This window comes from Sulfuricaulis sp., from assembly GCF_049587675.1.
Taxonomy (GTDB): domain Bacteria; phylum Pseudomonadota; class Gammaproteobacteria; order Acidiferrobacterales; family Sulfurifustaceae; genus Sulfuricaulis.
The window spans coordinates 1-1,515 of the sequence record NZ_JBAVEJ010000035.1; the positions used below are offsets into that span (position 1 = coordinate 1).

General features: G+C 65.9%; 3 protein-coding genes. All 3 read left to right on the forward strand.

Translation table 11 applies throughout. The features are described 5' to 3' along the window. Nucleotides 1-363 (forward strand): aminotransferase class I/II-fold pyridoxal phosphate-dependent enzyme (locus WB402_RS01440; protein ID WP_424205033.1); only part of this gene is annotated, 363 nt, incomplete at its 5' end. Between the two features lie 14 nt (nt 364-377). After that, nucleotides 378-1,256 carry a metal ABC transporter solute-binding protein, Zn/Mn family gene (locus WB402_RS01445; protein ID WP_424205035.1) on the forward strand — a complete coding sequence of 293 codons (879 nt, stop codon included), beginning with the start codon at nt 378-380 and terminating at the stop codon, nt 1,254-1,256. After that, nucleotides 1,253-1,515 (forward strand): ATP-binding cassette domain-containing protein (locus WB402_RS01450; RefSeq protein ID WP_424205037.1); only part of this gene is annotated, 263 nt, incomplete at its 3' end. The genes WB402_RS01445 and WB402_RS01450, both read left to right, overlap by 4 nt.

Genomic DNA, 1,515 nt, shown 5'->3' on the forward strand with positions numbered 1-1,515 from the left:
GATGACCTGAACCAGCACAACGATGCCTACCCGCTCGCCCGCCCGAGCGAGGCGGCCGCCATCGCCACCCTGCAGCACGAGGACGAAATCCGGGCACGTGCCAAACAGTTGCGCCTGTGGACCGAAGCACTTGCCGCGCAGCTGCGCGAACTCGGCATCCGTACCTATCCGACCGAGACCTATTTCTTCCTTGCCGATTTCGCACCGTACGATGCCGCGGCGCTCGCCGGGCATCTGAAAGCGCAGAACATCCTGGTGAAGCCGCTCAACGACCCACGTCTCGGCGCGGGTTACATGCGCGTTACCACCGCGCTGCCGGAGGACAACGCGCGCTTCATCGCCGTACTGGAGGCGTTGCTGTGATTTGGCGACACGGCATGCGGCGGCTTTGGAGCGGCGCCTTGCTGCTGCTTCTTGCGTTGCTCGGCGTGGCACGCGCGGCGGAACCGCCGGCCGCGCCGATCGAGGTGTTCGTGAGCATCCTGCCGCAGAAGTATTTCGTCGAGCGTGTCGGCGGACAACGCGTCGCGGTCTCGGTGATGGTCGGGCCGGGTCAGAGTCCCGAAACCTACGAGCCGACCCCCAATCAGCTTGCGCGGCTGGCCGGGGGGCGCGTCTATTTCGGGATCGGCGTGGAATTCGAGCAGGTCTGGATGAAGCGCATCGCGGCTGCCAATCCCGGCATGCGCATCATCGACATGCGCCGCAGTATCCCTGCGCGCGAGGTGGAGCGATCGGAGGGCACGCGCGCGCCTGCGGCGCAGCCGGGGCTTGCGGATCCCCATATCTGGACCAGCCCGCCGCTGGTGAAGATCATGGCGGCAAACATCCGCGACACGCTGTCGGAACTCGATCCCACGCACCGGGCCGCGTACGGCGCAAACTACGAGGCGTTCGCGGCGGATCTCGATCGGTTGGATCATGATATCCGCGTTCTGCTGGAAAATGTGAGCACGCGCAACTTCATGGTGTTTCACCCCGCTTGGGGCTATTTTGCCGACACCTACGGCTTGAAGCAGATCCCGATTGAAGCGGGCGGCAAGGAACCGGGCGCGCGCACGCTCGCGCAGGTGATCGACATCGGCAGACGGGAGCGGGTGAAGGTGATCTTCGTTCAGGCGCAGTTCAGTCGGCGCGCGGCCGAGACCATCGCGCAGGCCATTGGCGCACGCGTTGTCGCCGTGGATCCGTTGGCCGAGGATTACATGAATAACCTGCAGCGTGTGGCGCGGGAGTTCGCGGAGGCGATGCAATGACGGCCCCGGTCATCGTGCTGGAAAACGTCTCGTTCGCCTATGACGGCGTACCCGCGCTCGAGGACGTGAACCTGGAGGTGGAAGACGGCGAGTTCCTGGGCCTGGTCGGGCCGAACGGCGGCGGCAAGAGCACGCTGCTGCGCATCGTGGCCACGCTCCTGAAGCCCTCGGCGGGCGACGCGTACGTCTTTGGCGCCAACGTGAAGACCGAGGGCGACGACGTGCGCCGCCACATCGGCTTCTTCGCCCACGTGCCGGG